19 protein-coding genes and 4 tRNA genes are annotated in these 24,051 nt (G+C 68.6%); 9 read left to right on the top strand and 14 right to left on the bottom strand.

Annotated elements, in window-relative coordinates; all coding sequences use genetic code 11:
• Positions 1 to 513, bottom strand: a complete 513-nt coding sequence (locus tag M3190_RS09560) for a glycine cleavage system protein R (RefSeq protein ID WP_251580727.1) — start codon at positions 511 to 513, stop codon at positions 1 to 3.
• Positions 514 to 589: 76 nt separating this feature from the next.
• On the opposite strand from M3190_RS09560, the gene M3190_RS09555 reads away from it, so the two are divergent.
• The gene (locus tag M3190_RS09555) at positions 590 to 1,633 is read left to right on the top strand and encodes an NAD(P)-dependent alcohol dehydrogenase (RefSeq protein WP_251580726.1); all 1,044 of its coding nucleotides are present in this window, start codon (positions 590 to 592) and stop codon (positions 1,631 to 1,633) included.
• An 18-nt stretch (positions 1,634 to 1,651) separates the two neighbouring features.
• Here the strand turns inward: M3190_RS09555 and M3190_RS09550 are convergent, their stop codons facing one another.
• Complete coding sequence (locus tag M3190_RS09550; RefSeq protein WP_251580725.1) at positions 1,652 to 2,002, bottom strand: YnfA family protein; 351 nt, start codon at positions 2,000 to 2,002, stop codon at positions 1,652 to 1,654.
• Between the two features lie 136 nt (positions 2,003 to 2,138).
• Here M3190_RS09550 and M3190_RS09545 point away from each other — a divergent pair, with 136 nt between their 5' ends.
• The gene (locus M3190_RS09545; RefSeq protein ID WP_251580724.1) at positions 2,139 to 2,453 is read left to right on the top strand and encodes a DUF7882 family protein; all 315 of its coding nucleotides are present in this window, start codon (positions 2,139 to 2,141) and stop codon (positions 2,451 to 2,453) included.
• Positions 2,454 to 2,998: 545 nt separating this feature from the next.
• Entirely contained in the window at positions 2,999 to 3,244 is a 246-nt protein-coding gene (locus M3190_RS09540; RefSeq protein ID WP_251580723.1) for a hypothetical protein, read from the top strand.
• Positions 3,245 to 3,553: 309 nt separating this feature from the next.
• On the opposite strand, the gene M3190_RS09535 is transcribed toward M3190_RS09540, so the two are convergent.
• The 3 genes from M3190_RS09535 to M3190_RS09525 form a co-directional block, all read right to left on the bottom strand.
• Positions 3,554 to 3,625, bottom strand: a tRNA-Val gene (locus M3190_RS09535).
• Positions 3,626 to 3,650: 25 nt separating this feature from the next.
• Positions 3,651 to 3,724, bottom strand: a tRNA-Cys gene (locus M3190_RS09530).
• 55 nt (positions 3,725 to 3,779) lie between these two features.
• Positions 3,780 to 3,851, bottom strand: a tRNA-Gly gene (locus M3190_RS09525).
• A gap of 159 nt (positions 3,852 to 4,010) precedes the next feature.
• On the opposite strand from M3190_RS09525, the gene M3190_RS09520 reads away from it, so the two are divergent.
• Positions 4,011 to 4,083, top strand: a tRNA-Val gene (locus tag M3190_RS09520).
• 52 nt (positions 4,084 to 4,135) lie between these two features.
• Here the strand turns inward: M3190_RS09520 and M3190_RS09515 are convergent.
• From M3190_RS09515 to zapE, 5 genes are all read right to left on the bottom strand, one after another.
• Positions 4,136 to 4,888 (bottom strand): MBL fold metallo-hydrolase, encoded by a 753-nt coding sequence (locus M3190_RS09515; protein WP_251580722.1) that lies wholly within the window; start codon positions 4,886 to 4,888, stop codon positions 4,136 to 4,138.
• Positions 4,885 to 5,331, bottom strand: coding sequence for a DUF6098 family protein (locus M3190_RS09510; protein ID WP_251580721.1), 447 nt, complete (start codon positions 5,329 to 5,331; stop codon positions 4,885 to 4,887). The genes M3190_RS09515 and M3190_RS09510 overlap by 4 nt, the downstream gene beginning before the upstream one ends.
• 100 nt (positions 5,332 to 5,431) lie before the next feature.
• Positions 5,432 to 6,715, bottom strand: a complete 1,284-nt coding sequence (locus tag M3190_RS09505; RefSeq protein WP_251580720.1) for an ABC transporter substrate-binding protein — start codon at positions 6,713 to 6,715, stop codon at positions 5,432 to 5,434.
• Between the two features lie 168 nt (positions 6,716 to 6,883).
• Positions 6,884 to 8,152, bottom strand: coding sequence for an ammonium transporter (locus M3190_RS09500; RefSeq protein WP_251580719.1), 1,269 nt, complete (start codon positions 8,150 to 8,152; stop codon positions 6,884 to 6,886).
• 166 nt (positions 8,153 to 8,318) lie between these two features.
• Entirely contained in the window at positions 8,319 to 9,350 is a 1,032-nt protein-coding gene (zapE, locus tag M3190_RS09495; RefSeq protein WP_251580718.1) for a cell division protein ZapE, read from the bottom strand.
• 63 nt (positions 9,351 to 9,413) lie between these two features.
• Here zapE and M3190_RS09490 point away from each other — a divergent pair, with 63 nt between their 5' ends.
• Positions 9,414 to 10,118, top strand: a complete 705-nt coding sequence (locus M3190_RS09490) for a dihydrofolate reductase family protein (RefSeq protein ID WP_251580717.1) — start codon at positions 9,414 to 9,416, stop codon at positions 10,116 to 10,118.
• On the opposite strand, the gene M3190_RS09485 is transcribed toward M3190_RS09490, so the two are convergent.
• Complete coding sequence (locus M3190_RS09485) at positions 10,090 to 11,310, bottom strand: alpha/beta hydrolase family protein (RefSeq protein ID WP_251580716.1); 1,221 nt, start codon at positions 11,308 to 11,310, stop codon at positions 10,090 to 10,092. The genes M3190_RS09490 and M3190_RS09485 overlap by 29 nt on opposite strands.
• Before the next feature lie 25 nt (positions 11,311 to 11,335).
• On the opposite strand from M3190_RS09485, the gene M3190_RS09480 reads away from it, so the two are divergent.
• From M3190_RS09480 to M3190_RS09465, 4 genes are all read left to right on the top strand, one after another.
• A complete protein-coding gene (locus tag M3190_RS09480) occupies positions 11,336 to 11,917 on the top strand; it encodes a DUF3000 domain-containing protein (RefSeq protein WP_251580715.1) in 582 nt (193 codons plus the stop codon).
• Entirely contained in the window at positions 11,910 to 13,106 is a 1,197-nt protein-coding gene (locus tag M3190_RS09475; protein WP_251580714.1) for a ribonuclease D, read from the top strand. Before M3190_RS09480 ends, M3190_RS09475 begins: the two co-directional genes overlap by 8 nt.
• Before the next feature lie 72 nt (positions 13,107 to 13,178).
• Complete coding sequence (locus tag M3190_RS09470) at positions 13,179 to 14,384, top strand: thiolase family protein (protein ID WP_251580713.1); 1,206 nt, start codon at positions 13,179 to 13,181, stop codon at positions 14,382 to 14,384.
• Between the two features lie 11 nt (positions 14,385 to 14,395).
• Complete coding sequence (locus tag M3190_RS09465) at positions 14,396 to 16,537, top strand: 3-hydroxyacyl-CoA dehydrogenase NAD-binding domain-containing protein (RefSeq protein WP_251580712.1); 2,142 nt, start codon at positions 14,396 to 14,398, stop codon at positions 16,535 to 16,537.
• A 54-nt stretch (positions 16,538 to 16,591) separates the two neighbouring features.
• On the opposite strand, the gene pepN is transcribed toward M3190_RS09465, so the two are convergent.
• The 3 genes from pepN to M3190_RS09450 all read right to left on the bottom strand — a co-directional run bounded on the left by pepN (position 16,592) and on the right by M3190_RS09450 (position 24,049).
• Entirely contained in the window at positions 16,592 to 19,114 is a 2,523-nt protein-coding gene (gene pepN, locus M3190_RS09460) for an aminopeptidase N (RefSeq protein ID WP_251580711.1), read from the bottom strand.
• A gap of 28 nt (positions 19,115 to 19,142) precedes the next feature.
• Complete coding sequence (gene dxs / locus M3190_RS09455) at positions 19,143 to 21,110, bottom strand: 1-deoxy-D-xylulose-5-phosphate synthase (protein ID WP_251580710.1); 1,968 nt, start codon at positions 21,108 to 21,110, stop codon at positions 19,143 to 19,145.
• A gap of 74 nt (positions 21,111 to 21,184) precedes the next feature.
• Positions 21,185 to 24,049, bottom strand: a complete 2,865-nt coding sequence (locus M3190_RS09450) for an aconitate hydratase (protein WP_251580709.1) — start codon at positions 24,047 to 24,049, stop codon at positions 21,185 to 21,187.
• Positions 24,050 to 24,051 lie beyond the last annotated feature (2 nt).

Here is a 24,051-nt window from a genome sequence, read left to right as displayed (position 1 = left end):
TCAGGCGACGGTGAGGTCCACCTGGATCTCGCCGGCGAGCTCCTCCAGCGCGGCCGTCACCGGTGCGGCATCCGCCCCGGCCGGCACGCGGAACGCGACAATCGCCTCGAACAGCGTCCCACCCGCCATGGGCGCGTCGAGCGTGCGACTGCGGAACGTGTCGATGCTGAGCGCGTGCGCGGCGATCGCCGCCGTCACGTCGCGGACGATCCCGGGGCGGTCGTTGCCGAGAACCGTGACCTCCATCGACCGCTCGACAGGCTCCCGTGCGGCGGCGAGTCGCCCGCCGTGGACGGTGACGCGCAGCATCCCGTCGAGTCCTTCGAGCGCCGCGACGAGATCCGCTTCGCGGTCGTCGTCGATGGAGACGAGCACGATGCCGGCGAAGGCCCCTGCCAGCTCGGCGAGTTCACTGCGCTCCCAGTTGCCGCCGGAGGCCGAGACCTGCGCGGCGAGAGCGTTGACGAGACCGGGACGGTCGTCGCCGACGACAGTGAGGACGAGGTGGGCCATGGCGGGATCCTATCGCCCGGGTCGCCGGCCCGCAGGGGCCTGCCGCGGGGGGTCCGTAAGGCGTAGCGTGCCGCACATGAAGGCACTTCAATACACGCGCATAGGTTCCCACCCCGAGGTCGTCGAGATCGAGAAGCCGGTGCCCGGGCCGGGTCAGGTGTTGCTCAAGGTCACCGCAGCGGGAGTCTGTCACTCGGACGAGTTCGTGATGGGTCTCAGCGAGGAGGAGTACACCGCCGCCGGGTACCCGCTGCCGTTGACGCTCGGGCATGAGGGAGCGGGGATCGTGGAGGAACTCGGCGAGGGCGTCGAGCACCTGCAGATCGGGGACGCCGTCGCCGTCTACGGACCCTGGGGATGCGGGCGGTGCCGCAACTGTGCGCAGGGCAAGGAGAACTACTGCACGAACGCGCAGGCCGAGGGCATCATGCCTCCCGGCCTGGGAGCCCCGGGGTCGATGGCGGAGTACATGATCGTCGACAGCGCGCGTCACCTCGTGCCGCTCGGAGACCTCGACCCCGTGAGGAACGTCTCGCTGACGGACGCCGGTCTGACCCCGTATCACGCCATCAAGACCTCCTTGCCGAAGCTGGGCGCCGGCACGACCGCTGTCGTGATCGGGACGGGCGGTCTCGGCCACGTCGCGATCCAGATCCTGCGCGCGGTGTCGGCGACGACGGTCATCGCGCTGGACGTGAACGACGAGAAGCTGGCGCTGGCGCGCGAGGTCGGCGCGCACCACGCCGTCCTGAGTGACGACCGCGCAGTCGACGCCATCCGCGACCTCACCGGCGGGCTCGGCGCGAACGCGGTGTTCGACTTCGTGGGTGCGGAACCCACCATCGCCACGGCGGTCGCCGCCGCGGCCGTCGACGCCGACGTCACCATCGTCGGGATCGGCGGGGGCACGGCCCACGTCGGCTTCGGATCCATTGCGTATGACGCCGCCTTGCGAATCCCGTACTGGGGCTCGCGCAGCGAGCTGATCGAGGTGCTCGAGCTCGCCCGGTCGGGTCAGGTGTCCGTCGAGGTGCAGCGGTACTCCCTCGACGACGGCCCTGCGGCCTACGAGGCGCTCGCCGACGGAAAGGTCCGGGGACGCGCGGTCATCGTCCCCTGAGACCTCCCGGGGTCGCGGTCATCCGTCGACGGCGTCGGTCACCACCGGCGCGAAGATGATGATTGCGGCCCCGATCAGGGTGACACCCGAGCCGACGTAGTCCCAGACGGTGGGCCGGAGGCCGTCGACCACGATCCCCCAGGCGAGCGACCCGGCGACGAACACTCCCCCGTACGCCGCGAGCACGCGTCCGAAGTGCGCATCGGGTTGCAGCGCGGCTGCGAAGCCGTACGCACCCAGCGCGATGATCCCGAGCAGCGCGAGCCACCAGCCGCGGTTCTCGCGCACCGCCTGCCAGATGAGCCACGCACCGCCGATCTCAGCGACGGCGGCGAGCACGAAGAGGACGATGATCCGCGCGGTGGTCATGCCCGCATTCTCTCAGCGGGCTGTGACGACCATATGACACGTCCGGATGCTGCACAGAGAAGCTGCACACGGATGAGATGATGAGCGTGGAGACCGCAGCTCCGCCCTTTTGTACGCCTCGACCAGGGTCGGTTCCATGGGACTCCTCGCCTACAACAGCACGACGCGATTCGACATCGACGATCGCACTCTCGCTCACCTCGAAGCCGTCATCTACGCGAAGCTCCGGCGGGGTGAGGCGTTCCTCTTCACCTGGTCTCGTGCCGCGGGTGAAGGCGCAGGCCGCACGACCGTCTGGATGAACCGCGCATCGAGCCTCGCGTTCCGCCGGCGCAGCGACACCCGCATCACGCTGAACCACGCGTGGGTCGAGCGGCTCATGTCCGCCGCCAACTCCCCTGCTGGCCTCCACGAGGTACCTGAGTCGGAGACGGTCGCTGCCGCCGGCTGACCCCCAGGGGCAGGTGGTCTTTTCCCGCCATTCGGTCGGACCGCCGGCACGCGCGACCACGCGCGCAGTGGTCAAGAACGATATTTCGACACGGTCAAGGACTCAACGTTCCTTCGCCTGCGGATCGGAGAGGCCATCTCGATCACGCGGTCGATCCTCGAGGACGACCCATCACCGCCAGCCATTCAGCCTCAACACAGTTTCATGCACCCGCATTGGTCTAGCGTGTTGACTATGTCTTCGGGGGAACGACACAGGGGTTCGGTGGTCCGCACGATGGTGGATGGCGGCGACGCGACATGGGCGTCCGTTTTACACGGAACCTCCATGGATCCATCGATCCCTCTGCTCACAGCGCTTGCGATCATCGGGGTGCTGCTCATCCGCGCGGAGCGGGCCCGTCGCCGCGACTAGGCCCCGACGGGAGCAAGACGCTTCGATCCCTCCGATCCGCGCTCACAATCGTGCCCAGAGGCCGGCCGCAGGTTCTCGCTATGGATTCGCCGGGGCAGGGCTGTCACAGTAGCTGCACGAAGGGTGCTCACATGAAGACGACGCTTCTCATGCGTTCGGACGGCAGCTACAGCGGCGGCGGTTCCGCGGCGGACTATGAGGCTTGGGTGACGTACACAGACTCGCTCAAGGAAGCGGGCGTGTACGTGGCCTCAGGTCAATTCGAGGATGGAACCGGTCGTTCGATCGTGACCGACCTTGCAAGAGGTCCGGCCAGCGCCACGTCCTCGACGGACTCCGTGACCGACCACGAGGACACGGTGTCGGTTACTACCTGATCGAGTGCGCCGACGCAGACGAAGCGGCACGGCACGCGCGGCGCGCTCCCCTCTATGGAGCTGTCCAGATCCTGCCTCTCCAGGCATGGTGACCGCCATTCCCATTGACCCATTTGCGGACGGCCGAGCCGAGCGGCCCCGCAAGCGAATCGGCTTGACGTAGCCGACGCCACCGGCTTCGTTGACGTTTCGTTCCGGGGACAGCGGAGCGAACACACAATCTGCACGACGTTCCGAATCGGCCCCCGCACCCACCTTCACGGCCGCCCTCGGAAAACAAAAACCCCCGGATGACCGGGGGTTTGTCTGTGCGCGATACTGGGATCGAACCAGTGACCTCTTCCGTGTCAGGGAAGCGCGCTACCGCTGCGCCAATCGCGCCTGTGAAGGCTGTTGAGTTGTGGAGTGGAGGTGGCGACGGGATTCGAACCCGTGTGGACGGCTTTGCAGGCCGCTGCCTAGCCACTCGGCCACGCCACCGTGTGTGGTTTGACCCACGTGACGCGATCTCCCCGGAGGAAGATCCCCACACTCGAGCGGATGACGAGATTCGAACTCGCGACCCTCACCTTGGCAAGGTGATGCGCTACCACTGCGCTACATCCGCATTTCGTTCCGGATCTCTCCGGCACTCGTTAAACATTAGACGATTCCGGCGCCAGCGCAAAACCGAGCACGCCCCGCGCGTGTCACCCGAGTGGGCGTCCAGCGGTTCGGCCGGAGCCTCGGGATCCGGTATGCTCGGACATCGGCCCGAGTGTCATTCGGGCGATTGGCGCAGTTGGTAGCGCGCTTCCTTCACACGGAAGAGGTCGTCGGTTCGAGTCCGGCATCGCCCACCGAACAAGCCCCGGCAGGTCTCAGACCACCGGGGCTTCGCTCTTGTCCGGATCAGTGTGAACCGACGACCCGGGCCCGTCGAGCAGCTGAGGCGATCCCCGAGATCCACGGGTCCCCATGCCCCGTCAGCACCACGCCCGCCTCGGTCGCCTCGAGCGCGTCGAGGGAGCGCAGCGCGGTCGCTGCATCCTTCGTCGCCGCATTCGCAACGATCTGCGGACCGCGCTTGCCGGTATACGGATCCAGCGTGACGAGCGCGTCGCCCGACAGCAGGACGCCACGCGTCGCGAAGAAGAAGGCGCAGTGCCCATCGGTGTGACCAGGTGTGTGCACAACGCTGGGACGGCCAGGCACGTCCAGGACTCCGCGGGACGGAATGGACGACTCCGCCTCCACGCCGCGCACGGCCAGCGCGCCCGCCGCGGCCATACGACCGATCACAGGAAGCCCGCCGGGGTGGGTGAGGAGATACGGGATCCGAGCGACCGACGGACGATAACGGTACGGATGCCGCGCCAGCCGACGATCCCCCGGGTGAACACGCACGGGGACCCCCGTCGCCCGCAGTCCGCGGGCGAGCCCGACGTGGTCGAAGTGCGCGTGCGTGAGGAGGACGGCATCTATGTCGCGGCGTCGCAGGCCCAGATCGCCCAGGAGGGCGTCGAGGACCTTCCCCGTCGCCGGCAGTCCGGCGTCCACGAGTGTCACGCCGTCGGCATCCCGGATCAAGTAGCAGTTCGTGGCCGCCACTGTCATCCGGAAGAAGCCGGGACGATCCTCGACCCAGTGCGTCGAGGTCCTCATCCCTCCGGCCCCCGACCCGCGTCGAACTCGCCGCGGTAGCGGTCCTCCGCTTCCTGCAGCAGTTGCTCGTCGAGGATCGCGACCGCTTCGGGATCCGAAAGCAGCGGCTCACAGTCGGGACCCCGACCGGCGAACTCACCCCGCAGGATCCACGCGAAGCGGTCCGGGTTCTCGTCCTGCAGGTGCCGATACTGCGACAGCTGGCGCGCGAGCCAATCCTCGAGCGGGCGGGTCCACCACCCTTCGGCGTCCAGCGGATTGACCGAGAGTCCCGGCAATCGGAGCCCGCTCTCGGCGTCGATGCTCGTGCGCTCCGCATCCTGCCCGGGCCCTTCGGACCATCGCACGTGAAGGCCTGGGCTGGAACGCACCAGTGCGGCGAGTTCGGCCAGGCGGTGGATGACGAGCAGGGTGGAGGTGGGACGATCGGCGGCCGCGGACATGCGACGCAACGTACGGATCGGCGTGCACCGCCCGGAGGGCCTTGACATCGCCGCTCCGCGCCGTCGCCGTGTGGACGGCGCGGACCGGCGATGCAGTTCCTCAGTTGGCGAGGATCACCTCCGCCTCGGCGAAGAACTCGCTCACCGCGGCATCCACGGTCTTCGTTCCGAGACCGAGCTCCTTTCCGAGATCCCAGAACTTCTGCTCGAGGGAGCCGTAGCCCACCACGGCCGCCGGGGGCGCGTCACCGATGCGGTCCGACACGGACTCGATGTAGTCGGCGACCTGCTGGTCCGGGCCCTCGAGCGTCGCACCCTCGAGCTTGCTGGTGGATGCCGGGAACCCCAGGGTGGTGCCGAAGATCTCACCCGCTTCGGGGCTGTTGACCACGTAGTCGAGGAACAGGGCGGCGGCTTCGGGGTGCTCGGTGCGCGAGGAGATCGCCACCTGAAGACCACCCTGCCGGTACAGGTCCTTCGCACCGGGCTCCGCGGTCGGCGGGGCGACGATCGCGATGGACGACGCTCCCGAATCCGCGAGGTAGCCGCCCAGGAAATTGCTCCAACTCATCTCCGAGATCGTGCGTGTCGCCCCGAAGCCGGAGACCGGACTGATCTCCTCGAGCTGTTGCTGCGGGATGGTCACTCCGTCCCGCAGACCCGCTCCCGACTGCCAGAAGTCGCTCAACTCCTCCTCGGTGAAGCCGAGCTCGCCCTCCGGTGTGTAGAGCGATTTGCCTGCCGCGCGCAGCTGGAGCTCGAATACCTGGATGCGCTGCGTGTAATCGGTGCCACCGAACGGGTCGCCCCCTGTTTTCTCGGTGACCTCCGCAAGCCAGTCGTCGAACTCCTCGAAGCTCGAACCCGCCTCTGGAAGGTCGAGCCCCTGCGCGTCGAGCAGATCCTGGTTCACGAAGTTCGCCCACAGGCTGTACCCGGTCGGGAGCGAGTACTGCACACCGTCCAGGCGGCCCGTGCTCAGGAGCGAATCCTCGAACGTCGTGAAGTCGATCTGGTCAGCGACTTCGGCCAGGTCGAGGATCGCGCCGCTCTCGCCGTACTGACGGAGGTAGCTGTCGGAGAACTGGAAGACGTCCGGAAGACTGCCGCTCGCCGCCTCGACCTGCCGCTGCTCCCAATAGCTCGGGAAGTCCGTGAACGTCGTCTTCACCGTGATGTTCGGGTACTCCTCGTTGAACGCCGCGATGAGCTCGTTGTACCGAGCGGCACGGTCGTCGTTCCCCCACCATGCGAAGTCGAGGGACACCTTCTCGTCCGGGTCGTATTCTGCCTGCTCACCGGAGCCGGCGGAGCCGCACCCGGTCAGGATCAGGACGAACGCGGTGGCGGCGCCCCAGACTGTGGTCGTGCGGATGCGGGACATCCTCGTCCTCTCTCGTCCTCCATCGGACGCGTCGACATGCGCAGGAAAGCGCTTCCCCGCCAACCTAGGGCCGACAGCGCCCACGCGCAAGGATCGTGTCGCGACGCGACGAAGGGGGCGCCGCGGATAATCCGCGACGCCCCCTTCGGGACGATCAGATCGTCGTGATCACTCCTTGGCGTCGGCCAGGACGTAGCCCGCCTCACCGTGGACGACCGTGTCGATACCGGCGATCTCATCCTCGTTCTTGACGCGGAAGCCGATCGTCTTCTCGATCGCGAACCCGATGATGTACGCCAGAACGAACGAGTAGATCAGCACCGCGAAGGCGGCGATGGCCTGGACGATCAGCTGCGAGGCATCCCCACCCATGAACAGGCCGGTGCCGCGGGCGAAGAACCCGAGGTACAGCGTCCCGATGAGACCACCGACCAGGTGGATGCCGACCACATCGAGGGAGTCGTCGAATCCGAGCTTGAACTTCAGCTCGATCGCGAGGGCGCAGACGGCACCGGCGATGAGGCCGAGGACGATCGCCCAGATCGGGTCGAGCGATCCGCAGGCGGGGGTGATCGCGACGAGGCCCGCGACCGCACCCGACGCCGCGCCGACGGACGTCGGCTTGCCGTCCTTGATCTTCTCCACGAGAAGCCACGCGAGAAGAGCAGCGGCGGGAGCGGCGATGGTGTTCACGAAGGCCAGGGCAGCGGTGTTGTCCGCGGCGAGCTCGGAGCCCGCGTTGAAACCGAACCAGCCGAACCAGAGGAGCCCCGCGCCGAGGAGGACGAACGGCGGGTTGTGCGGGACGTGCACACCCTTCTGGAAGCCGACGCGCTTGCCCAGGACCAGAGCCAGCGCGAGAGCAGCAGCACCCGCGTTGATGTGCACAGCCGTTCCACCGGCGAAGTCGATCGCACCGACGCCGAACACGTCCTGCAGACCGTGGGTGATCCAGCCGCCGTACGCGAACGATCCGTCCTCGGCGAGGCCGAAGTTGAACACCCAGCTGGCGACCGGGAAGTAGACGACCGTGGCCCAGACGGCCGCGAAGATCATCCATGCACCGAACTTGGCGCGGTCGGCGATCGCACCGGAGACGAGGGCGACCGTGATGATCGCGAATGTGGCCTGGAAGGCGACGAACGCCAGCGGCGGGTATCCGGCGCCCTCAGCGGGCTCGAGGACGTTGGTGAGTCCGGTGGCGCCCCAGTCGATCGTCCACGGGGCCAACGTGCCCTCAGCGCCCGGGAATGCGATCGCGTAGCCGTAGAGAACCCACAGGACGCCGATGAGGCCGAGCGCACCGAACGACATCATCATCATGCTGATGACGCTCTTCGCCTTGACGAGTCCGCCGTAGAAGAACGCCAGACCGGGAGTCATCAGCAGGACTAGTGCCGCCGCGATGAGTATGAATGCGGTGTTGCCTTGATCCATCTCGAAAGGGAACCTCTCTGCAGGGACGCAGGTGTAGCGTCGGGTGTCCCCAGTGTCGACGCGCCCAGTTTCGCCGGGCGGTCCATCTGTGTTTCGTGCTGGTTACGAGCGGGTCGGGCAGGTAAACATCAGGTTTCCCGGCTCTGCGAGTGAGGCGTGATGCGCCTTATGAGTGGGTGAGAGCCACCAGGCGGGAGACGGCGCGGAGGTACTTCTTGCGGTATCCGCCGGCGAGCATGTCCTCGCGGAACACGGAATCGAGCGAAGCGCCGGTGGCGCGGATCGGGATCTGCGCGTCGTATGCGCGGTCGACGAACGCCACGAAGCGCAGGGCGGCGGACTGGTCGTCGAAGCCGACCACGTTCCGCAGACCGATGGTCCCGATCCCCTCGATGAGGCGGATGTACCGCGACGGATGCACGGAGGCGAGGTGCCGGATGAAGGCGCCGAAGTCGTCATCGGACACGAGAGCGGATGCCGCGGCATCCGTCATCGCGCTCTCGTAGGCGGCGTCGTCGAGGACGACCGCGTGACCGTCGACGGCGCGCTGCCGGTAGTCCGTGCCGTCGATCCGGATGGTCTGGAAGTGTTCGGCCATCGCATGGATCTCGCGGAGGAAGTCCTGCGCGGCGAACCGCCCCTCCCCCAGTGCGTTCGGCGGCGTGTTCGAGGTCGCGGCGAGCTTCGTGCCGGTGGGGACGAGTTCCGCGATGAGTCGCGTCATGACCATCGTGTCGCCGGGATCGTCGAGCTCGAACTCGTCGATGCACAGCAGGTCCGCGCCGCGGAAGAGTTCGACGGTCTTCTGGTAGCCGAGCGCGCCGACGAGCGCCGTGTACTCGATGAAGGAGCCGAAGTATTTCCGGCGGGCCGGCATCGCGTGGTAGATCGCCGCGAGCAGGTGGGTCTTTCCGACGCCGAAGCCGCCGTCGAGGTAGACGCCCGGCTTCATGGGCGCCTCGCGCTTGGCGCGCCGGAAGAATCCACCCCGGGCGGCAAGCGCGCGCCGGCCCGAGCTGAAGACCTCGAGCAGGTCCTTGGCCGCCTGCTGCGACGGGTACGCGTCGTCTGCACGGTAGGTCGCGAAAGTCGCCTCGTCGAACTGCGGCGGGGGCACGAGCGCGGCGACCATCTCGGCGCCGCTCACCTTCGGATCGCGTTCGCTCAGGTGCGTGGTTCCGGAGGAGGTGAGGGGCACGCGATCAGCCTAGTCGCCGCGCAGAGCCCCTTCGCTGCGCGTGCGCCGTGCGAGGATGGCCGCGTGTGGCTGACCGAGGTGGTGCCGTCGACCGGCGAACGAGTGGATGCCTCGACCCCCGAAGGACGTGCGTGGCTCGCCGAGCGCTACGCGCCCGCGGGCGAGGAGTGGGTCCGGCTGAACATGATCACCTCGCTCACGGGGTCCGCGGTCGGGCCCGACGGCACGAGTGACACGCTGACGAACCGCGCCGATCGCACCATCCTCGGCGTGATCCGCACCGGCGCCGACGCCGTCGTCGTCGGTGCCCAGACGGTGCGCGCAGAGGGATACCTCCTTCCGAGGCGCTCCCGCCTCGTGATCGTCTCGCGCTCGGGTGATCTCGACGGCCATCGCGTCGAGCCCGCCGCCGACGGCCCGGACGATCAGGTGATCCTCGTCCTCCCGACCGGCGCCGCCGCTCCTCCGCCCGTCCGCGGTGTCACGATCATGCACGTCGACCCCGAGGGTGAGCGGATGAGGGTGGACGTGATCCTCGCCGCGCTGAAGGATCGTGGCATCCGCCGAATCGTGTGCGAGGGCGGCCCTTCGCTCGCCGCACAGTTCGCCGCCGCGGACGTCATCGACGAGTACTGCGTGACCGCGGCGCCGCGCCTCGTGCCGAGTGCCGGCCCGTTCCTCCCCGTCACCCGTGCCGTCGACACGACGCCCGCGGGCGTGCTCGTCGACGAGGACGGATTCAGCTACCTGCGCCTGCGTCGCCGGTGAGCCCCTGCGCGGTCAGCCAATCTCGGATGTCCGAGGTCCACCGCTCTTCGTCGTAGTTCCAGAGCTTCGTGTGGCGAGCTCCCTCGAACTCGTCGAGCGTGACGAGGTCCGGGCGTCGATCCCGCAGAGCGCGGGACGCATCCGGCGGGACGAAGTCGTCCCCGGAACTGTGGAGGATGAGCATCGGTGCCACCAGTTCGTCGGCGCGGGTCAGGACGTCCAGCCGGCCCCACGGAATCGGATCTGCGGCCCCGGTCAGGGTGGAGGCCCATGGCCGGGTCAGCGCAGCGAGGGCCAGGCGCGTGAGCGGTCGCGGGATGCGGGTGAGGTCCGCATGATGCGTCAGTACGCGACGCCAGTCCACGACGGGTGAGTCGAGGATGACACCGACGATGAGGTCGCGATGGGCGGAGCCCACGGCCAGCTGCAGGGCGATCGCCCCGCCCATCGACCAGCCCATGAGCACGATCCGCCGGGCGCCCGCGCGGCGCGCGTACCCGATGGCGCGATCCACGTCCCGCCACTCGGTGGCTCCGAGGGCCGAACTCCCTCCGCGGCTGCGAGGCGCGTCCGCGTCGTTGCGATACGAGGTGAGGATCGAGGTGATCCCCGCGGCGTGGAGGACCGGAACGGCCCGCAGCGTCTCCGCACGCGTCGTCCCCCGGCCGTGGATGTGTACCGCCCAGACGTCGCTCGGGTCATCCGCGGGGAAGAGCCATGCGGGGCACGGACCGAGCGAGGTGGTGATCGCGACATGCTCGAACGGCAGGTGCAGTTCTGCAGGGTCGGAGAAGTACCACCCGCTGAACGTCGCCGCCGCGTCCAGGCGATCCGACGCGTCGATCTCCGTCAGCAGTTTGCGGGTGACCGTCTCGGGCCCGGCCGTCAGAACGGTCCCGAGCTTGATGTAGCTCTGGGTCCCGGTCGTGAACAGGCCGTAGCGGCCCGGCAGGGCTGTGTCGTCCGAACGCGAGAGGGTGATCGTCTGCGCTGCGACGTCGACGTCGAGGAGCGTGGTGTCCGGCACGCGAGCCGACAGTGTCACGACGCGTCGCGCGACGCGTCCGGCGAGCAGCGCGAACAGTCCTGACGCGCTCACGAAGGCCGTCGCGAGTGCGACGATGATGCTCCGTGCCGCGACCAGAGACCCCGGCCGGGCCGCGTCGGGGACGGCGCGCCTGGAAGCCTTCATGGTGCCCTCACTCTAGTCTGTCGCCGTGACCGAATCCCCGACCGGGACGCCGGAGTTCCTTGCCGTGAGTGACGCCCTTCGCGCCCTGCGCTTTCGAGAGGACTTCGTGGTGCGCGAGATCGCCGCACCGTCGTCGCTCGCCCCTGAGGCGATCGCCTTCGCGGGCGACGTGCGACCGGACGACGACGGCGAATCCCCTTTCGGGACGGGTCGCATCGTCATCCTGCACGATGAGGAGGAACCGGATGCCTGGGGCGGCGCGTGGCGCATCGTCTGCTTCGCTCAGGCCCCCCTCGAACCGGAGATCGGCACCGACCCCCTCTTGGCCGACGTAGCCTGGTCATGGCTGGTCGACGCCCTGGCCGCACGTGGAGCGACGTTCCATGCGGCATCCGGTACAGCGACCAAGACACTCTCCAAGGGTTTCGGGACGCTGGCCGCGGAGGGTGACGGCGCGCAGATCGAGCTCCGCGCATCGTGGTCCCCCGACGGCGACCCGACCAGTCATATGGACGCCTGGGGCGAGCTGGTCTGCATGTTGGCAGGGCTCCCCCCGGGCTCGGAGAACATCGCCGTGTTCGGCGGACACCGGAGTACACGTGGCTGAATACGAGGTCATCGCCGATAAGGATGCGGCGGCGGCCGCAGCGTCGCGCCTGGCGGCGGGTCACGGGCCCGTCGCGGTCGACGTCGAGCGGGCATCCGGTTTCCGGTATTCGCAGCGCGCCTACCTCATCCAGGTGTTCCGACGCGGGAGCGAGGTGTTCCTCTTCGATCCGCCCGCCATCGGCGATCTCTCCGCCCTGCAGGCGGCGATCGGTGACGAGGAGTGGGTCCTCCACGCCGCCAGCCAGGATCTGCCCTCGCTCCGCGAGGCAGGCCTCGAGCCTCCTCGCATCTTCGACACCGAACTCGCCGCACGCCTCCTGGGTCACGACCGGGTCGGTCTCGGTGCCGTCGTGGAGGACACGCTGGGGATCACCCTCGCGAAAGCGCACTCCGCGGCCGACTGGTCCACCCGCCCGCTCCCCCAGGGCTGGCTCGAGTACGCCGCTCTCGACGTGCTGCACCTCATCGACGTCCGCGACGCGCTCGCGACCGAGCTCGAGGAGCAGGGCAAGACCGCTTTCGCCGCGGAGGAGTTCGAAGCGGTCCGCACCAGAGCCCCCAAGCCGCCACGCGAGGAGCCCTGGCGTCGCCTCAGCGGACTCCACACCGTGCGCGGCCGCCGCGCGCTCGCCGTCGCCCGTGCCTTGTGGTCTGCACGCGAGGAGTTCGCCCGCGACGAAGACGTCTCCCCGGGCCGCCTCGTCCCCGACCGATCACTGGTCGCGGCCGTCATCGCGGATCCGGCCACGAAGCAGGACCTCGCTCGCGTGAAGGAGTTCACCGGACGAGCGAGCCGGAGCCAGCTCGACCGCTGGTGGGCGGCCATCGAGACCGGTCGCAGCGATCCGGCACTGCCTGCCGAGCGCGGTCCCGGTGATGGGATGCCGCCCCCTCGCGCCTGGGCTGATCGCAACCCCGCCGCGGACGCCCGGCTGAAGGCCGCGCGTCCCCTCGTGGAGGCACGCGCGGAGGAGTTGCGCATGCCGACGGAGAACCTGCTCACTCCCGACCTGCTCCGCCGCGTCGCCTGGCACCCTCCCGCGGAGATCACCGCCGAGACCATCGGCGACGCCCTGCGGGAGCTCGGTGCTCGTCCGTGGCAGATTGCACAGACCGCACAGGCGATCGCCACGGCCTTTGTTGATTCCGTGCAGGCGCCCGACGCGGCATCCGAGAGCGCTTCGTAGGTTCGACCCAACCGATTTTCGCGGTCTCGCGGCCTCCTTAGGCTGGGTGGGAACCCAATCATTGGAGGCAGTGTGGCCGAGCTTTCGGACGTCTATTTCGTCGACGGAATGCGCACCCCGTTCGGGCGTGCCGGCGAAAAGGGCATGTATTGGAACACGCGCGCCGACGACCTCGCCGTCAAGGCGACGATCGGCCTCATGGAGCGGAACCGCGACGTTCCGGCGGACCGCGTCGACGACGTCGCGATCGCCGCGACGAGCCAGACCGGAGAACAGGGCTTGACGCTCGGCCGTTCGGTCGCGATCCTCGCCGGACTCCCGCAGACGGTGCCCGGCTTCGCCATCGACCGGATGTGCGCGGGCGCGATGACGAGCGTGACGACGATGGCCGGTGCCATCGGTGTCGGGATGTACGACATCGCGCTCGCGGGCGGCGTCGAGCACATGGGGCACTATCCCATCGGGGGCAATGCCGACCCCAACCCGCGATTCGTCGCCGAGCGAATGGTCGACCCGGGCGCCCTCAACATGGGCGTGACGGCGGAGCGCATCTTCGACCGGTTCCCGCAGCTCACCAAGGAGCGCTCCGACCGGTTCGGCATGCTGAGCCAGCACAAGGCCCAGGCCGCCTACGAGGACGGCAAGTTCCAGCCCGACCTCGTCCCCGTCGTGGTGAAGGATGCCGACGGCGCCTGGGGCCTCGCGACCGAGGACGAGGGTCGTCGCCCGCAGACGACCATGGCGGACCTCGCCGCCCTCAAGACGCCGTTCCGTCCGCACGGCCGGGTGACAGCCGGCACATCCTCTCCGCTCACCGACGGCGCGACGATGTCGCTCCTCGCCGGCGGCGGCGCAGTCAAGGAGCTCGGCCTCACCCCGAAGATGCGGATGGTCTCGTTCGCCTTCGCGGGAGTGCAGCCCGAGATCATGGGCATCGGCCCCATCCCTTCGACCGAGAAGGCGCTGAAGAAGGCGGGGCTCTCGATCGACGACATCGGCCTGTTCGAGCTGAACGAGGCGTTCGCTGTGCAGGTCATCTCGCTCCTCGACCACTTCGGCATCGCCGACGACGATCCGCGGGTGAATCCCTGGGGTGGCGCGATCGCGCTCGGACACCCGCTCGCGGCATCGGGTGTCCGTCTGATGATCCAGCTGGCGGCGCACTTCGCCGAGCGTCCCGACGTGCGCTACGGGCTCACCGCCATGTGCGTGGGCCTGGGGCAGGGCGGCTCGGTGATCTGGGAGAACCCGCACTACAACGGCAAGAAGAAGAAGTGAGGCAGCCGACGATGACGAACTACGACCAGATCGACTTCTCGCCCCTGCTCGCCCTGTCGGACAGCGAGGTCGTGACGCACTCGCCCGTCCGCGACGTCACGCTCGGCAGCGGCAAGGTGCTCGCCCTCGTCACCCTCGACAACGGCCGGGACCACACTCGCCCGAACACGCTGGGACCCGCCACCCTCACCGAGCTCGGCGCAACCCTCGACACCCTGGCGACACGCGCGGCCGCCGGCGAGATCGCCGCGGTCGGCATCACCGGCAAGCAGTACATCCTCGCTGCCGGAGCGGATCTCAGCGAGGTCAGCAATGTGGGGTCGGTGGAGAACGCGCGCCTCATCGCGCAGCTCGGTCACCACGTCCTCGGCAAGCTGTCCGATCTCGGTGTGCCGTCGTTCGCATTCGTGAACGGGCTCGCCCTCGGCGGCGGGCTCGAGATCGCACTCAACTCGACGTATCGGACGGTGGATGCCTCCGCCGCGGCGATCGCACTTCCCGAGGTCTTCCTCGGCATCATCCCCGGCTGGGGTGGCGCCTACCTGCTCCCGAACCTCATCGGCATCGAGAACGCCCTCGAGGTGGTGGTCTCCAACCCGCTCAAGCAGAACCGGGTTCTCAAGCCGCAGCAGGCCTACGACCTCGGCATCATGGACGCGATCTTCCCCGCATCGAACTACCTCGAGGCGTCCCTGCGCTGGGCCGATGACGTCCTGACGGGCGCCGTCAAGGTGGAACGGAAGAACGCGCCGGGCAAGATCGAACGACTCACGAAGTGGCCCATCGCGATCAAGGTCGCACGAGGCATGCTCGAGTCCAAGATCGGGACTGTGCCCCGCTCCCCCTACGTGGCGCTCGAACTGCTCGACAAGGCCAAGAGCGGGACCAAGGCGGAGGGGTTCGCGCGTGAGGACGAGGCACTCGCCCAGCTCGTCACGGGCGATCAGTTCGCGGCATCCATGTACGCGTTCGATCTCGTGCAGAAGCGAGCGAAGCGGCCGGTCGGCGCGCCCGACAAGGCGCTCGCGAAGAGGGTGACCAAGGTGGGCATCATCGGCGCGGGCCTCATGGCGAGCCAGTTCGCGCTCCTGTTCGTCCGGAAGCTGCAGGTGCCCGTCCTCATCACCGACCTCGATCAGGCGCGTGTCGACAAGGGTGTGGCGTACATCCACGAGGAGATCGGCAAGCTCGAGTCCAAGGGGCGGCTCGACGGCGACACCGCCAACAAGCTGCGCTCCCTCGTGACCGGGACGACGGACAAGTCGCAGTACGCGGACTGCGACTTCGTCATCGAGGCCGTCTTCGAGGAGGTCGGCGTCAAGCAGGCCGTCTTCGCCGAGATCGAGGCGGTGGTGGCTGAGGACGCCATCCTCGCCACGAACACCTCGTCGCTCTCGGTCGAGGAGATCGGGGCGAAGCTCGCGCACCCCGAGCGGCTCGTCGGCTTCCACTTCTTCAACCCGGTCGCGGTCATGCCGCTCATCGAGGTCGTGAAGACGCCGACGACGTCGGATGCCGCACTGTCGACGGCCTTCGTCGTCGCCAAGGGCCTCGGCAAGAACGCCGTCCTCACGGCGGACGCCCCGGGATTCGTCGTGAACCGTCTGCTCGCCAAGGTCATGGGCGAGGCGGCGCGCGCCGTGTACGAGGGGACACCGGTGGTCGATGTCGAGAGGGCCTTCGCTCCGCTCGGGCTGCCGATGGGGCCGTTCCAGCTCATCGACCTCGTGGGCTGGAAGGTCGCCGCGCACGTGCAGGACACGATGGTCCGCGCGTTCCCCGACCGGTTCTACGCAAACGAGAACTTCCATGAGCTCGCCGCGCTGGACGAGGTCGTCGAGAAGGACAAGGGCGGCCGGGTCACCGGCTTCACCAAGGCTGCCGAGAAGGTCGCGAAGAAGGCGACCGGCTCGACGCCGACCCCCGGCGACGAGATCCTCCGCCGTGTGCAGGACGGTCTCGCGCACGAGATCAAGCTCATGCTGGACGAGGGCGTGGTGCCCGAGGTCGAGGACATCGACCTGTGTCTCATCCTGGGTGCCGGCTGGCCCTTCATCGACGGCGGAGCCACCCCGTACCTCGACCGGGAGGGCGCCAGCGACCGGGTGTTCGGCGACACGTTCCACCACCCCCCGATCCGCGGCATCGCCTGATCGAGCGCGCATGACGACGGCCCCGGGGTGCTTCCCCGGGGCCGTCGTCGGGTGTCACCGCTGCTCGAGCTCCGACTGCGCGGCGCGGACTCGCAGATCCCGTTCCAGGTGGTCGCGCTGCTCGATCACGATCCGACGCAGCGACCCCGGCGCGTCGGGATGGGCGTCGAGCCAGGCGTCGACGCGCGCCGTGTCCTCAGCGGCGGGGAACAGACCGCGCACGAGTCGCGCGGCGATCTCGATGCTCCGCGTCCGCCACACCGGCAGGATGCGGGCGAAGTAGTCGTCGTCGAACCCACCGATGAACAGCCGGCTCTCACCGGCACGGACGCCGCGGATGGTGGCATCCAGGTGATCGTTCGTCAGGGTCTCGTCGTCCCACGCCGCGAGCCACCCGTCGTGACGAACGGATGCCTCCGGGCGGGCCGCGAGGGCTGCGAGGCGCGCCGTACGGCCGGAGGAGGTGACGTCCCGAGTCGCCTCCGCCTCGATCTTCGCCGCATCGAGACGTCCCCCCGCGGCGAGACCGAAAACCCACCCCCACCGGAGCTCGGGATCCAGTGACAGACCCTCCGGCGGCGCGGCCTCGCCGTCGAGGATCGCCGTCATCCGGTCGGCGCACCCGTTCGACAGCTCGGCGGCCACACCGACGGCACGTGCCCAGATCAGCTGCGCGTCCGAGCCGGGAGCCGCGGCATCCATCGCGGTCCAGGCGGTGTCGAGCCAGGCGTCAGCGGCTGAGGCACGCACCCCGGCCGGGACGTAGTGGCGGATCGCGAAGGCCGCGTGAGCGAGGACGTCCGCGAGCAGAGCGGGGTGCGACTCGTCGGGCGCGTGCCGGGTCGCGATGGCGAGATAGGCGGATGCCGAGAGATCCCCGTCCCGGGCGGCGTTCCACAGCGCCGCCCACACGACACCGCGGGCGACGGCGTCCGGCATGGTCGACAGGCCCTCGCGGACGGCGCCCAGCGAACGATCGTCGAGCCGCACCTTCGCGTACGACCGGTCGTCGACGTTCGCCACGACCAGCGCCGTGTCGGGCAGGACGGGGGCGCTCACGAGCGTCCGCTCCTCGAACAGATCGACCGCGACATCGCCGCGCGCGACGAGGCGGCCGGCCTCGGGATCCCAGAGCCCGACACGGACGGCGTGGGGCCGCGCGACGTCCTGCGTGATCGCGAGAGGTCCTCGCTCGACCGTGAGGGTGGGCAGGCCGGTGGTCTCGAGCCAGGCCGCGCTCCACGACCGGAGATCGCGGCCCGAGGCGTCCTCCAGCGCTTCGAGCAGGTCCTCGAGCGTCGTGTTGCCGTAGGCGTGACTCGCGAAGTACCGCTGCGCACCGCGGAAGAACGCCTCCTCGCCGACGAACCCCACGAGCTGCTTCAGGACCGATGCCCCCTTCGCATACGTGATGCCGTCGAAGTTGAGCTTGGCCGCTTCGAGGTCGGGGATGTCGGCGACGATCGGATGCGTCGTCGGCAGCTGGTCCTGCACGTAGGCCCACCCCTTCCGCCGGCTCGCGAAGGTCACCCAGGCATCCGGGAACAGACCGGTCGCGACGTTCGCGTGCGTTCCCATGAAGTCGGCGAACGACTCCTTCAGCCACAGGTCGTCCCACCACCGCATGGTCACGAGGTCGCCGAACCACATGTGCGCCATCTCGTGCAGGATCGTGTTCGACCGGGCCTCGTGCTGCGCCGCGGTGGCGGCGCCCCGGAAGACGTAGGCCTCGGTGAACGTGACGAGGCCCGGGTTCTCCATCGCGCCCAGGTTGTACTCGGGCACGAAGATCTGGTCGTACTTGCCCCACGGATAGTCCTGATCGAACGCCGTCGTGAAGAAGTCGAGTCCGCGGCGGGTGATGTCGAGGATCTCCTCGCCGTCGAGATGCTCCGCGAGCGAGGCGCGACAGAGCACGCCGAGCTCGACGCTCTGCCGCTCGCCGCGCCAGACCCCGTCCACGCGGTGGTAGGGCCCCACCGCGATGGCGGTGACGTAGCTCGACAGCGGCGGCGTCGCGCGGAACGAGACCCGCACACCGCCGTCGACCTCTTCCCGGGACGTCTCCGCACCGCCGGAGAGGACGACATCGTCGCCCGCGGCGGTGACGTGGAAGGTCCACCGCGCTTTGAGGTCGGGCTGCTCGAAACACGGGTACACACGCCGGCTGTCCGCCGGCTCGTACTGTGTGTACAGGTAGACGGCGTCGTCGACCGGGTCGGTGAAGCGGTGCAGTCCCTCGCCGGAGCGGCTGTAGCGGCCGCGCGCACGGATCCGCACGACATTGCTGCCGGCGAGCCCCGTGAGCCGGATGCGGGCGCCGTCCCACTCGACCTCGCGCACCTCGCCGTTGACCTCGACCTCGTCCACCGAGAGCCCGAGGAAGTCGACCCAGGTCTCCGTGGCCGTGGCGCCGAAGCGGAGCACGCTCTGGGTGACGAAGTCCTCGCGTGCCGCGTCGATGGCCGAGCGCACGTCGAGGTCGACCTCGATCGTGTCGAGCGTGATGACGGATGCCCGCGCCGCGGCATCCTCTCGACTCAGGTTCTCATCGCCGGGATGCTGCGGTGTCTGCATCCCTCCATGCTGTCACGCAGCGACGGAGTCAGTCCGAGCCCGCGTCGGCGGGGCCGCGCAGTTCGACGTCCTGCGAGGACCACACGGCGTCATCGCTCGACTGCCGGGCGATCGGCACGCGGGTACCGAGGACCTGCGCGACCACGTCCTGCGCGATCTTCGGTGCCGTGAGCCCCGCATCCGCGAGGATCTGCTCCCGGCTGGCGTGGTCGATGAACTCGTCGGGCAGCCCGAGCTCGTCGACGGCCGTCGACACACCCGCTTCTCGCAACACCTGGCGCACACGCGTCCCCACCCCGCCGACGCGGATGCCGTCCTCGATCGTGATCACGAGCCGGTGGGACGCCGCCAGGTCGACGATCGCCGGCCGGATGGGCACAGCCCAGCGCGGATCGACCACTGTGGACCCGATGCCCTGGGCGCGCAGCCGCTCGGCGACCTCGACGGCGAGATGCGCCATGGGGCCGATCCCGACGAGCAGCACGTCCTCCGCGCCGCTGCGGTAGAGCACGTCCGTCCCGTCCTCCAGACGCTCGATCGCCTCCAGCGCGTCGGGGACGGACCCCTTCGGGAACCGCACGACCGTCGGGGCGTCCTCGACCGCGATCGCCTCGTCGAACAGCTCGCGCAGGCGTTCGCCGTCGCGCGGAGCCGCGAGGCGGATACCGGGAACCAGCTGGAGCATTGCAAGATCCCAGATGCCGTGGTGGCTCGGCCCGTCGGGGCCCGTGACGCCCGACCGATCGAGGACGAACGTGACACCCGCCTTGTGGAGGGCGACGTCCATCATGACCTGGTCGAAGGCGCGATTCATGAAGGTCGCATAGATGGCGACGACGGGGTGCAGGCCCCCGAAGGCGAGGCCGGCCGCCGACGTGACGGCGTGCTGTTCGGCGATGCCGACGTCGTAGACCCGGTCGGGGAACCGTTGGGCGAACGGCTGCAACCCCGTGGGTCGCAGCATGGCCGCGGTCATCGCGATGATGTCCTCGCGCCGGTCGCCCGCGTCGACGAGGGCGTCCGCGAAGACGTCCGTCCAGGCGACGGCATCCGAGGTTCCGATCGGCTCCCCTGTGACGGGGTCGATCTTGCCCACAGCGTGGAACTGGTCGGCCTCGTCCCGTCGCGCAGGCTCGAAGCCACGTCCCTTGTCGGTGATCGCGTGGACGATGACCGGGGCGCCGTACTCCTTCGCGAGCCGGAGCGTCTCCTCCATCGCATCGAGGTCGTGCCCGTCCACCGGGCCGAGATACTTGATGTCGAGGTTGGAGTAGAGCGCGATGTTGTTGGTGAACCGCGACAGGAATCCGTGCGTCCCGCCTCGGACGCCGCGGTAGACGGCGCGTCCGATCGGGCCGAACAGTCGCGAGACGTGCGCGGAGCTGCGGCGCAACGTCTGGTAGCTGTCCGCGGTACGGACACGGTTGAGGTAGCGGGCCATGCCGCCGATCGTCGGCGCGTACGACCGGCCGTTGTCGTTGACGACGATGACGAGGTTGCGGTCGTTGTCGTCGGAGATGTTGTTGAGCGCCTCCCACGTCATGCCGCCGGTGAGCGAGCCGTCCCCGACGACCGCGACGACGTGGCGGTCCTTGCGGCCCGTACGGGTGAGTGCCCGGGAGACGCCGTCCGCCCAGCTCAGCGAGCTCGAGGCGTGGGAGGACTCGACGACGTCGTGCGGGCTCTCCGACCGCTGCGGGTACCCGGCCAGGCCGCCGCGCGAGCGGAGCTTCGAGAAGTCCTGACGGCCCGTCAGCAGCTTGTGGACGTAGGACTGATGCCCGGTGTCGAAGATGATCGGGTCGTTCGGCGAGTCGAACACCCGGTGCAGCGCGATCGTCAGCTCGACGACGCCGAGGTTCGGTCCGAGGTGCCCGCCGGTGCGCGAGACGTTCTCGACGAGAAAGGTCCGGATCTCGTCAGCCAGGACGTGCAGCTCCTCGCTCGAGAATCGGTCGAGGTCACGCGGCCCGGTAATTCCCTCGAGAAGACTCATGTCGAGAGTCTACGTGGCGCTACGCGAGAGGACCCCGACTCCACGCGGAGCCGGGGTCCTCTTGACAACGGGCGTCAGACGAGCGAGCGCAGCACGTACTGCAGGATGCCGCCGTTGCGGTAGTAGTCCGCCTCACCGGGGGTGTCGATGCGCACGACCGCGTCGAACTCGACGGTCTCCTTGCCCTCGGGCGAGAACTCGCTGGGCTCCGCGACGACCTTGACCGTCTTCGGGGTGACACCCTCGTTCAGCTGCTCGAGGCCGGTGATCGACACGATCTCGGTCCCGTCGAGGCCGAGCGAGGCCCAGCTCTCCCCGGCGGGGAACTGGAGCGGGACGACACCCATGCCGATCAGATTCGACCGGTGGATCCGCTCGAAGCTCTCGGTGATGACCGCCTTGACGCCCAGCAGGCTCGTGCCCTTGGCCGCCCAGTCACGCGACGACCCCGAGCCGTACTCCTTGCCGCCGAAGACGACGAGCGGGGTGCCCTGCGCCTGGTAGTTCTGGCTCGCGTCGTAGATGTAGGACTGCGGGCCGCCGGGCTGCGTGAAGTCGCGCGTGAACCCGCCCTCGACGACCTTGCCGTCGTTGACCGCCGCCACGATCTCGTTCTTGAGCCGGATGTTGGCGAACGTCCCGCGAATCATGACCTCGTGGTTCCCGCGGCGCGAGCCGTAGGAGTTGAAGTCCTTCTGGGCGACGCCGTGCTCGGTGAGGTACTGCGCGGCGGGGGTGCCCGCCTTGATGTTCCCGGCCGGGCTGATGTGGTCGGTGGTGACCGAGTCGCCGAGGGTCGCCATCACGCGCGCACCCGAGATGTCGGTGACGGGGGCCGGGGTGCGCTCCATGCCGTCGAAGTACGGCGCCTTACGGACGTACGTCGAGTCCTCGTCCCATTCGAAGACGGGCCCGGTCGGCGTCGGGAGGTTCTTCCAGCGCTCGTCGCCGTCGAAGACGGTCGAGTACTGCTTGATGAACTGCTCGCGCGAGATCGAGTGGTCGATGATTTCCTGGACCTCGTCGGGCGAGGGCCAGATGTCCTTCAGGAACACGTCGTCGCCGTTCGCGTCCTTGCCGAGCGCATCGGTCTCGAAGTCGAAGTTCATCGAGCCGGCGAGGGCGTAGGCGACGACCAGCGGCGGCGACGCGAGGTAGTTCATCTTCACGTCGGGGCTGATGCGGCCCTCGAAGTTGCGGTTGCCCGAGAGGACCGCGGTGACCGCGAGGTCGTTCTCGTTGATGGCCGCCGAGACCTCGTCGATGAGCGGACCGGAGTTGCCGATGCAGATCGTGCACCCGTACCCGACGGTGTAGAAGTCGAGGGCCTCGAGCGCCTTGTCGAGGCCGGACTTCTCGTAGTAGTCGGTGACGACCTTCGAGCCCGGGCCGAGCGTGGTCTTCACCCAGGGCTTGCGCTTCAGGCCCTTGTCGGTCGCCTTCTTCGCGAGAAGGCCCGCGGCGATCATGACCGACGGGTTCGACGTGTTCGTGCACGACGTGATGGCGGCGAGTGTCACCGCGCCGTTGTCGAGCATGTAGGACTGCCCATCGGGCGTCGTGACCTTGACCGGCTTGGATGCCGCGTGGCGCGGGCCGCTCGAGATCATCGAGGGCACGTGCTCGTGCTCGTGCTGGTGCGAGACACCCTCGGCCGACACCGTCTCGTGCTCGACACCGGGAGCGGTGCCCGGGTCGGACGCCGGGAACGTCCCCTCGATCTCGACGGAGTCCTCCTCGGCGGCATCCGCGTAGTTGAGGATGTCCTTCTCGAACTGGTTCTTCGCCTCGGACAACAGGATGCGGTCCTGCGGACGCTTCGGACCGGCGATGGAGGGGACGACGGTGGAGAGGTCGAGCTCCATGAACTCGCTGAAGCTGAGGTCGCGGGCCGGGTCGTGCCAGAGCGACTGCGCCTTCGCGTAGGCCTCGACGAGGGCGACGGTCTGCTCGTCGCGGCCGGTGAGGCGCAGGTAGTCCAGCGTGACGTCGTCGACGGGGAACATCGCTGCCGTCGAGCCGAACTCGGGGCTCATGTTGCCGATCGTGGCGCGGTTGGCGAGGGGCACCTGAGCGACGCCCTCGCCGTAGAACTCGACGAACTTGCCGACGACGCCGTGCTTGCGGAGCATGTCCGTGATGGTGAGGACGACGTCGGTCGCGGTCACGCCCGCGGGGATCTCGCCGGTCAGCTTGAAGCCGACCACGCGCGGAATGAGCATCGAGACGGGCTGGCCGAGCATGGCGGCCTCGGCCTCGATCCCGCCGACGCCCCAGCCGAGCACTCCCAGACCGTTCACCATCGTGGTGTGCGAGTCGGTGCCGACGCAGGTGTCGGGGTAGGCGCGCAGAACGCCGTCGACGGTGCGGTCGTAGACCACCTTGGCGAGGTGCTCGATGTTGACCTGGTGGACGATGCCGGTGCCCGGCGGGACGACCTTGAAATCATCGAAAGCCGTCTGGCCCCAGCGGAGGAACTGGTAGCGCTCACCGTTGCGCTCGTACTCGATCTCGACGTTGCGCTCGAGGGCGTTCTCGCTGCCGAAGAGGTCGGCGATGACGGAGTGGTCGATGACCATCTCGGCCGGCGACAGCGGGTTGATCTTGTTGGGGTCGCCGCCGAGGGCCGTGACCGCCTCGCGCATGGTCGCGAGGTCGACGATGCAGGGGACACCCGTGAAGTCCTGCATCACGACGCGTGCGGGTGTGAACTGGATCTCGGTGTTCGGCTCCGCGTCGGGCTGCCAGTTGCCGAGAGCCTCGATCTGCTCCTTGGTGACGTTGGCACCGTCCTCGGTGCGCAGCAGGTTCTCGAGGAGGATCTTGAGGCTGTACGGAAGCTTCTCGTAGCCGGGAACGGTGTCGATGCGGAAGATCTCGTAGTCGGTGTCGCCGACCGTGAGTGTGCTCTTCGCACCGAAGCTGTCAACAGTGGACACGT

The organism is Microbacterium oleivorans (assembly GCF_023715745.1).
GTDB classification, from domain to species: Bacteria; Actinomycetota; Actinomycetes; order Actinomycetales; family Microbacteriaceae; genus Microbacterium; species Microbacterium oleivorans_D.
Note: the sequence above shows the minus strand (reverse complement) of the source record. Positions and strands in the feature narration are given on the sequence as shown.